This is a genomic window from Streptomyces sp. NPDC005374 (assembly GCF_042872225.1).
In the GTDB taxonomy this organism is placed as follows: domain Bacteria; phylum Actinomycetota; class Actinomycetes; order Streptomycetales; family Streptomycetaceae; genus Streptomyces.
Genome location: NZ_JBIAKA010000007.1, coordinates 503,468 through 512,470 on the forward strand (window position 1 = coordinate 503,468; position 9,003 = coordinate 512,470).

Sequence of the window (9,003 nt, forward strand, 5' to 3'; positions counted from 1 at the left end):
GGCGCGGGGCCCGGCACGCAGTCCCCCGGAGGGGGTGCCCCCAGCGGCGTTGTCGTCACTCTCCCCCACGCTCGGCTTCGCTTGCGCGGGGGGACCCCCATGGCCCCGCGCACCTGCGCTGACAGGGCGCCCTTCCTCGGAGCCGGCCTGATCCGCCGGACAGGCCCCGGCCTCCCGGCGCACCGGCCGTTGTCAGTCGTCGCGTTCGGGCCCGCACGAGCTGCCGTTCGGCGGCAGGCTGCCGTAGAGCAGGAAGTCGTCGACCTTGCGGTGCACGCACTTCGAGGAGCCGTAACCGGTGTGCCCCTCGCTCCTGTTGTCGAGGACCACGGCCGCGTCACCGAGACGCTTCGCGGTCTCCACGGTCCATCGGTACGGCGTCGCCGGGTCCCCGCGGGTGCCGACGAGGAGCATCTTCGGAGTGCGGACGTCACGCACCTTCTCGCGGATGAAGTCGGTGCCCTTCGGGCGGCCGTAGCACATCAGGTACTCGGTGAGCCGGTAGCGGCCGAAGACCGGGGACGCCTGCTCGTAGGCGGCCCGCAGCCGGGCCAGATCCCTGCCGATCCGGTCGGCGTCGGGGCGGTCGGGGTCGTCCGCGCAGTTGACCGCCATCAGCGCCGCCGGAAGGTTGTCGAGCGGCACGTCCTCCGCGTCGGCGAGGGGCCTGCCCGTCGGATTGCCGGAGGGCGAGCCGGTTGCGCGGGTGGAGAAACGCGCACCGGCGAGGACACCGGACCCGCCGCCCGCGAAACCGAGGACGCCCGTCGTGTCGCCCTGCTCGACCAGTTCGGCGAGCGCCCGCTCCAGCGACGGCCACAGAGCCTCGCTGTACAGGGCCTGGCTGATGGCACTCACGAGGTCCTGGCCGGTGAAGTCCGGGCCGAAGCCCGTGGGCACCGGATCCTCGTCCAGCGACGCGACGAGCCGTACGACCTCATCCCGGGCGCCACGCGCGTCGGTGCCGAACGGACAGGCGATGTCCTTCACGCACCAGTCGAGGAAGTCCTCCAGCGCCGTCTGCTGCCCGGCGGCACCCGCCACACCCTGTTCGGACAGCGGCTCGGTGAGTGTGTCGACGCCGTCGAGCACCAGTCGGCCCACCTTGTCGGGGAACTGCGCCGCGTACACCGCGCCAAGCCGGGTGCCGTAGGAGAAGCCGAGGTAGTTGAGCTTCTTGTCGCCGAGGGCCTGGCGCGTGATGTCCAGGTCGCGCGCGACGTTCACTGTGCCGATGTGGGGGAGTACGGGCCCGGAGTGCTTGGCGCACTGGTCGGCCGCCCTCCGCAACCGTGCCAGCACGGCCCGCGGATCCCTGGCGAGAGCGGTGTCGTCGGCCGTGGCGTCGAGAGCCTCGTCGGTGCCGTCGCCGCAGCTGACCGGGGAGGACCGGCCCACACCGCGCGGATCGAAGGACACCACGTCGTACTCGTCCGTGAGGTCCATGAACTCCTTGCCGCTCGCCGCGAGTCCGGGCACGCCCGCGCCGCCCGGGCCGCCGAAGTTCAGCAGCACCGAGCCCCGCTTGTGCCTGGCCGTCGCCCGGTAGCGGGCGAGAGCCAGGTCGAGGGTGCCGGCGCGGGGCTTCGCGTAGTCGAGGGGAACGGTGACCTTCGCGCACTGGAGGTCGTCGGGGGCCTCCATGCCCACGCACTTCGACCAGCTGATCCTCTGACGGTAGAAGCGCGACAGATCGGGGCCCGAGCCCTCCGCGGCCATCGCCGGGAGTCCGGCGCCGAGCAGGGCGAGCCCAACGGCTCCGGAGAGAGCGCATCGCCCCCTCGACAGCTTGGCCGGCATGAATGCCTCCAGGGACGCCCTCGCGGACCGGTTCACCGGCGCCCTCGATCACGATAAGCGGCCCCTGGACGGCACGCCCGCGCACGGGCGGGATCACGGAACCTGCCCTACTCTTCGTCCGCCCGGCTCCCTCAAGTCTGTTTTGCCGCAGGTTCGACAAACATGTCGCTCGATGGGGTGAAAGGCCGATTAGCCATAACTCTGATGGTTCGCCTGCGTTTTACGCGGTGCGGGCGAGTGCCCGCGTCCATGTCAGGAAGGCAGGGAACCTATGAGAAGGGTTACCCGAAACGGTGTCCTCGCCGTCGCCGCCGCGTCCGGGGCGATGGCCGTGACGCTGCCGGTGTCCGCCGCGTTCGCGGCCGGTGGCGGCAGCACGGCGGACGGTACCGCGGCAGGTTCGCCCGGGCTGATCTCCGGCAACACCGTTCAGGTCCCGGTGCACGTTCCGTTGAACGTGTGCGGGAACACCGTCGACGTGGTGGGGCTCCTCAACCCCGCCGCGGGCAACACCTGCGTCAACGAGGACTCCGGCGGGCACGGCGGGGCGACGTCCGGCGGCGCGACCGCGGGCGGTGGCACGTCGACGGGCGGCGGGTCCATTGCCGAGGGCGACGCGACCGACTCAGCGGGTCTGCTCTCCGGCAACGGGGCACGGCTGCCGGTCCGGTTGCCGGTCAACGTCAGCGGAAACTCCGTGAACGCGGTCGGTGTCGGCAACCCGTCGGTCGGCAACCGGTCCGTGAACACCTCTGGGGACCTCCCGGACGTTCCCGGTACCCCCGACCGGCCGACGAGTCCCACGTCCACCGTTCCTCCGGAGAACAATCCCGGCCCGGAACCGGCCGCGCCCCTCCCGCCGGACACCGAGCCCGCCCTCGCCCACACGGGCGCGGATCACGTCCTGCCCGCCGCGATGGGCAGTGCCGCGCTGGTCCTCGGCGGGGCAGCGGTCTACCGCCGCTTCCGCTCCGGGGGAGTGCGCTGACGGACGACGGAAGGCTCCACCGGACGACTACCGGTGGAGCCTCCGCCGTAGGCCACCAGGCTCGCGGCACTCGCCACCCACTTCTGGCACCCGTCAGTGCTGGTGGAAGCGCTGGTGCAACCGCCGTACAGGCTCCGTCAATTCGGGCACCGGGCCTTCCACGATCACCCCGGGGGCGATCTCGTTGACCGGCAGTGTGCGTACCGGCGGTGCCGGGACACCCAACTGGTTCAGCCACTCGGCCAGTTGCTCGGACGAGGCGATGTACACGATGCGTCCGAGGCCCACCCAGGCATGCGCGGCCGCGCACATCGGACAGTGCTCGCCGGAGGTGTACACCGTCGCCGCCGCCCGCTCCGAGGGTGTCATGTGCGCCGCCGACCAGCGGGCCAGCTCGAACTCGGGATGACGGGTGCGGTCGCCGGAGGCCACGCGGTTGTGGTCCTCGGCGAGGATCTCGCCGTCCGCGTCCACCAGCACGGAACCGAACGGCTCGTCCCCGGCCTCCAGCGCCTCGGTCGCCAGTTCCACGCAGCGCCGCAGATACGGCAGTTCGGTGTCCTTCACAACCATGGGGAACGGCCCTCCTCGTGTTGAGCCCGGGCGCTCCACCGGGAGTGCCGCGATGTGCCGCAGGGTGTCCGGCGCGGGCCTGCGTTCCTTCAGCGCGTCGCCGAGCCCCCGCGTTTCACCGGGAACGCGGTGCGGCAGGCGACCGTGACCACCGTAAGGGCGAGCGCGAGCAGTGGCAGCGCGGTCCAGGGCAGCGCTCCGGCGCCCGAGGCCTCCAACACCGCACCGCCGGTCAGGGAACCCGCGGCGATCCCCGCGTTGTACACCGTGGTCTGCAACGACGTGGCCGCGTCCGCCCGCTCCGGACCCGAGGCGTCGACCAGCGCCGTCTGGATCAGCGTCGGCGCACCTCCGAAGGCGAGTCCCCAGAGACCGACCGCGACCAGCAGCACTCCGGGCACCCCGGCGGCCAGTCCCAGCGCGAGCATGACGGCCGCGCAGAGCCCCAGCGCGCCCAGCAGCGTCGACCTCAGATGCCTGTCCACCAGTACCCCGGTGATCCAGATCCCCACCACCGTCGCCGCCCCGAACACCAGCAGCACCAGTCCCGTACGGCCGAACCCGGCGTGCGCCGCGAACGGGGCCACGTACGTGTACATCACCTGGTGCCCCACCAGCAGGAACAGGGTGACGGACAGGACGGCCGGGATCCCCGGCAGCGCGGCGACCCGGGCGAGCGGCACGCGCGCCTGCGGTGCCTCGCCCGGAAAGGCGGGCACCCGCCACCGCACCCAGCCCACCAGCAGCACCGCGAGCCCGGCCAGGACCCCGAAGGCCGCGCGCCAGCCCACCACCCCGGCGAGCGCCGTGCCGGCCGGGACGCCCAGGGACAGCGCGAGGGTGATCCCTGCGAGCACGATCGCGATCGCCCGGCCGCGCCGCTCGACCGGCACCATCCGTGCCGCGTACCCGGCGAGCATCGCCCACAGGGTCCCGCCCATGCCCCCGGCCACCAGCCGTGCCCCGAACGTCAGGGCGTACGAGGAGGACAGGGCCACCACCGCGTTGCTCACCGCGAAGCCGAGCAGCGCGCCGACGAGGACCGTCCGGCGCGGCAGCCCGCGCAGCAACGCCGTGAGCGGTATCGCGGCGGCGAAGGACGCCAGCGCGTACCCGGTGACCAGGAACCCCACCCGGGCCTCGGAGACGCCCAGCGCGGGAGCCATCCGGGGCAGCAGCCCCGCGGGCAGCAGTTCGGTCAGCACGGCGGTGAAGGCGGCCGTCGACAGGGCCAGGAGACCGGACCACGGCAGGTGCGCGGGTGCGGGCAGGGCTGTGCCCTCGGCCAGGGAAGTGGTGGACATGGGACCATGGTCGGACCTTCACACCAGTGTGAAAGCAAGGGCGACCGGGAGCGTGCCATGAGGATCGGTGAACTGTCCGGCCGTACCGGAGTCCCCACCCGGCTGCTGCGCTACTACGAGGAGCAGGACCTTCTCCACCCCGGGCGGACCCACAACGGCTATCGCGACTACGGCGAGGCCGCGGTCCGCGATGTGCAGCAGATCCGCGGGCTGCTGGACTCGGGGCTGACCACCGAGATGATCCGCGCGATTCTGCCGTACCTGTCAGGGCCGGAGGAGATCCTGCTGCCGCCCGAGCACCTGACACCGCAGACGGCCGCCCTGCTGGAGGCCCACGTCGACCGTATCCAGGCCAGGATCGACTGCCTGGCCCGCAACCGCGACCGGCTCAGCGCCTACCTGGCGGCGGTGCGGGCGGATGCCGGGCGGCCGTAAACGCCATTGCCGCGAAGGCGTCCGGGTGATGGAGTGAGGCCATGGATCATGTTGCGGTACTCGCCCTCTTCGACCGGGACATGCGCGAAGGCGCACAGCCGGACGGTCCCGGTGCCCGTGTCGAGCGGGTGGGCGGAGTGGTCCGCCAGACGGCCGCCGAGCACGGCTGGAACGGCGTCGTCTGGTCCGATCTCGACGAGACGAGCGCCGACAAGGCCGTCGCCGAGCAGATCGCGTACTACACGGGCCTCGGCCGTGAGTTCGAGTGGAAGCTGTACGGGCATGACCTGCCCTTCGATCTGGGACAGCGGCTCAGGGCGGCCGGGTTCACGCCCGAGCCCGAGGAGACGCTGATGATCGCCGAGGTCGCCGGACTCACCCTGGACGCCGAGGCACCCGAGGGGATCCGTTTCCTTCCGGTCACCGACCGGGCGGCCGTCGACCTCGTGGCGGACGTGCACCAGAAGGCCTTCGGCACCGACAGCACCCGGCTGCGGCAGCAGTTGCTCGCCCGGCTGCAGGACGACCCCGACACCGTCGTCGCGGTGGTCGCGCTCGCCGGTGACGTGCCCGTCAGCGCGGCCCGCATGGAGCTCGTGCCCGGCACCCGCTTCGCCGGCCTGTGGGGCGGGGGCACCGTCGAGGGCTGGCGCGGCCGCGGTATCTACCGCGCCCTGGTCGCCCACCGCGCCCGCGCCGCCGTGGAGCGCGGTTACCGCTACCTCCAGGTCGACGCGCTGCCCACGAGCCGCCCCATCCTGGAACGCCTCGGCTTCGAACCGCTGACGACGACCCAGCCGCACGTGTATCAGCCATAGAGAGTTCGGCGGCGGGAAAGTCGGCCGCCAGGATGTCGGCCGCCCAGGATGTCGGCGGCTGGGATGTCACATCCGGGCCCGCCCGATCCGTCGCACCGGTATGACGACGAACCAGAACCAGAGCCAGGGACGGAACCAGAGCCAGAACGTCCTCCTCGCGGGCGCGAGCGGTGTCCTCGGACGTCACATCGCCACGGCGCTCACCGATGCGGGGCACAAGGTCACCGGGCTCGGCCGGAGTGAGGGAAACGGTGTCCGGGCCGACCTGATGGATCGCGGAGCCCTGCTGCGCGCGGTGGACGGACAGCACTTCGACACGGTCGTGCACGCGGCGACCGCCCTGCGCAAGCCGCCCATGCGCCACCGCGACATGCACGCCACCGACGCCCTGCGCACCGAGGGCACCGCCCACCTGATCGAGGCCGCCCGGCTCACGGGCGCCCGCCGCTTCGTCACCGAGTCGATGGTCTTCGGATACGGCTACGGCGACTTCGGTGACCACCTCATCACGGAGGACGACGACTTCGGCCCCCTGGGCGCCACCCCGGAGCTGGAAGGGCATCTCGCGGGAATGCGCGCCAAGGAGCAACTCACCTTCGACGCAACCGGCTTGGAGGGCATGGCCCTCCGCTTCGGACTCTTCTACGGCCCCGGCGGCACCGACGCCATCCTGCAGCTGCTGCGCAAGCGGCAGCTCCCCGCCCCCGCCGACCGTGGCCGGGTCCTGCCGTGGGTCGAACTCACCGACGCCGCCCGCGCGGTGGCCGCCGCGGTCGAACACGGGCGTCCGGGCCAGGCGTACAACGTCGTGGACCGCACGCCGACCGGCTTCCATGGCCATCTGCTGTGCGTGGCAGAGGAGTTCGGGCTGCCGAAGCCGATGGCCGTACCGCGGTGGCTGACCAGGCCGATGTCGTACGCGCACACCATGTTCCAGGCGAACATGAGGGTGTCCGCGGCGAAGGCCGAGCGGGAACTGGGCTGGACGCCCGCCTACCCGTCAGGACGCGAGGGCCTGGCCGCCCTGCGGACCGCGACGGCTCGGTGATCAGAGATCGAGTTGGTACTCCACGGCCTTGTGGGTCGGTACGTATCCGAGGGCGTCGTTGATGGCGCGCATCGACGCGTTGCCGTCCGCGGTGTCGGTGCACAACCCGGCGAGTCCCGGGTGCCGTTCACGCGCATGTCGGACGGCCGCGGCCTTCATCCAGCGGGCCAGGCCGCGGCCCCGGTGCTCGGGCAGTACGGCGGTTCCGTAGTGCTGCCCGTCGCCCAACCCGTCGCCGGGGACGACCAGTTCGGTGAATCCGACCACGCTGCCGTCCGCCGCGTCCACGACGGCCACGGTGTGCAGCAGCTCTCCGCGCCGGGCGATCGCCTCGGCTGCCGCCACCACGCGTTCCACGTCCCAGACGACGGTGCCGAAGTCCGTGCCGTCCATCGGCATGTCGTCCATCGCGCGCCGTGAATCGGCGAACGACCGCGCCAGCGCAGGTGGCACGGTGCCCTCCCACTCGGTCAACAGGTAGCCGGGGTGCGGCAGTTCGACGAGGGCGTCGAGCGCGATGCGATCCAGGTCGGCCAGCGGGAGTCGGGCGTGTGTGAGGGCCAGGACCTGACGGAATCCGCGGGCGGCCAGGAACAGGTCGGCGGGGGAGCCCTGTGCGGCCTGTGCGATCACTGACCGTCGCCGTTGCTCCTTCGCCGCGTCCACGGCGGCCTCCAGCAGCCGGGTCCCGATGCCCTGCCGCCGCTCGGCGCCGTGCACCGCGAGCTCCAGTTCGGCGAGGTGCTCCTGCCCCTCTTTCGTGAACAGCCGCAGGAAGGCGGACCCCAGCGGCACCCCGTCGTCCCCGGAGGCCAGCCAGGCCAGTCGGCGGCTGGAGGCGGTGGCTTCGGGATCGGTGAGCGCGGTGATGTGGAAGGACAAGCGGGTCTCCGTCACGGGAACGCGGGTCGGCGGGCGGTCTGCAGCCTGCCGTCGCGCTCCGGCGGTCGCAACGGGATTTGCGGTCGCCGCCCCCACGCGCAGCGGTGCGCCGGAGACTCCGGCGCACCGTCCACTCGCCCCTGCCGGGGCCGTACGTCTCCCGTACGACCGTCAGCGACGGGCCTTCGCCCGGTCCAGCGCCGCCACACCGAGCGCGGCGAGACCGATCTGGATGAGCCACTCGATCCAGTCGATGCCCTTGGTGTCGGCCACGTCGAAGGCGCTGGCGATCGCCGCGCCGACGAGCGCGGCCACGATGCCGACCGCGATGGTCCACAGGATCCCGATCCGCTGACGGCCAGGGACCACCAGCCGACCCAGGACACCTATGACGATGCCTATGACGATGGCACTGATGATGCCCGAGATCTCCATCTCCGCCCCTTTGTCGATGACCTCCGATGTAGTGCTGTTGCCCCCTTGAGGCGGGGACAGTCCGGCTCTGTTCCAACCGTTGGTCAACACCCGGTCAATCCTCGGCGGGTGGACCGGATCGGTCCTGTTCAGCCTTCTGGCTGCCATGTACCGTTCAAATTGATCGTGTATCTATGCGCGTAGTTCCCGCCTCGCATCACCCCCTCCCCAACTCCTCACGGAGGTATGCCGGATGCCCGGACTCACCGGACCCCGCTTCAGACTCGGCGCGGTCCTCGCCGGATTCACCCTGGTCGCCACAGGCGTTGCCGTGCAGGCCGCCGCGACCCCCGCCGCGGCGGCCACCACCCACCGCGTCCTGTTCGACAACGCCCACGCCGAGACGGCCGGCAACGCCGACTGGATCATCTCCACCAGCCAGCCCGACCCCACCGGGCAGAAGGCATCGCCCTCCGCCGAGACCGACTGGACCGGCGCCCTCTCCTCCTGGGGTGTCGCCCTTCAGAAGACCGGCTCCTACAGCCTCAAGACCTCGACCAGCGCCCTCACGTACGGCGGCACCTCGGCAACCGACCTGTCGAACTTCGACACCCTGGTCCTGCCCGAGCCCAACACGCTCTTCACGGCCGCCGAGAAGACGGCGATCATGACCTTCGTGAAGAACGGCGGCGGCCTCTTCATGATCTCCGACCACACCGGCGCCGACCGCAACAGCGACGG

General features: G+C 71.7%; 9 protein-coding genes and 1 pseudogene. 5 read left to right on the forward strand and 5 right to left on the reverse strand.

The annotated features are described in order from the left end of the window. Positions 1-192: 192 nt before the first annotated feature. A complete protein-coding gene (locus tag ACFYRX_RS20870) occupies positions 193-1,800 on the reverse strand; it encodes an alpha/beta hydrolase (RefSeq protein WP_389101624.1) in 1,608 nt (535 codons plus the stop codon). Between the two features lie 271 nt (positions 1,801-2,071). Between ACFYRX_RS20870 and ACFYRX_RS20875 the strand changes: the two genes are divergently transcribed. After that, the gene (locus ACFYRX_RS20875; RefSeq protein WP_389101626.1) at positions 2,072-2,788 is read left to right on the forward strand and encodes a chaplin; all 717 of its coding nucleotides are present in this window, start codon (positions 2,072-2,074) and stop codon (positions 2,786-2,788) included. Positions 2,789-2,881: 93 nt separating this feature from the next. On the opposite strand, the gene ACFYRX_RS20880 is transcribed toward ACFYRX_RS20875, so the two are convergent. After that, positions 2,882-3,361: a nucleoside deaminase gene (locus ACFYRX_RS20880; RefSeq protein ID WP_389101628.1), complete on the reverse strand. Its 480-nt coding sequence runs from the start codon at positions 3,359-3,361 to the stop codon at positions 2,882-2,884. A gap of 89 nt (positions 3,362-3,450) precedes the next feature. Beyond that, on the reverse strand, positions 3,451-4,665 hold the full coding sequence (locus tag ACFYRX_RS20885) for an MFS transporter (protein WP_389101630.1): 1,215 nt from the start codon (positions 4,663-4,665) through the stop codon (positions 3,451-3,453). A 57-nt stretch (positions 4,666-4,722) separates the two neighbouring features. On the opposite strand from ACFYRX_RS20885, the gene ACFYRX_RS20890 reads away from it, so the two are divergent. The 3 genes from ACFYRX_RS20890 to ACFYRX_RS20900 all read left to right on the forward strand — a co-directional run bounded on the left by ACFYRX_RS20890 (position 4,723) and on the right by ACFYRX_RS20900 (position 6,966). Further along, positions 4,723-5,100, forward strand: a complete 378-nt coding sequence (locus ACFYRX_RS20890; RefSeq protein ID WP_389101632.1) for a MerR family transcriptional regulator — start codon at positions 4,723-4,725, stop codon at positions 5,098-5,100. Positions 5,101-5,141: 41 nt separating this feature from the next. After that, on the forward strand, positions 5,142-5,918 hold the full coding sequence (locus ACFYRX_RS20895; protein ID WP_389101634.1) for a GNAT family N-acetyltransferase: 777 nt from the start codon (positions 5,142-5,144) through the stop codon (positions 5,916-5,918). Positions 5,919-6,018: 100 nt separating this feature from the next. After that, positions 6,019-6,966, forward strand: a complete 948-nt coding sequence (locus tag ACFYRX_RS20900) for an NAD-dependent epimerase/dehydratase family protein (protein ID WP_389101636.1) — start codon at positions 6,019-6,021, stop codon at positions 6,964-6,966. Here ACFYRX_RS20900 and ACFYRX_RS20905 read toward each other — a convergent pair whose 3' ends face one another. Further along, positions 6,967-7,848 carry a GNAT family N-acetyltransferase gene (locus ACFYRX_RS20905; RefSeq protein ID WP_389101670.1) on the reverse strand — a complete coding sequence of 294 codons (882 nt, stop codon included), beginning with the start codon at positions 7,846-7,848 and terminating at the stop codon, positions 6,967-6,969. A gap of 171 nt (positions 7,849-8,019) precedes the next feature. Then, entirely contained in the window at positions 8,020-8,283 is a 264-nt protein-coding gene (locus ACFYRX_RS20910; RefSeq protein ID WP_389101637.1) for a GlsB/YeaQ/YmgE family stress response membrane protein, read from the reverse strand. 232 nt (positions 8,284-8,515) lie between these two features. Between ACFYRX_RS20910 and ACFYRX_RS20915 the strand changes: the two are divergent. Beyond that, positions 8,516-9,003: pseudogene (locus ACFYRX_RS20915) on the forward strand (hydrolase); the annotation flags it as partial.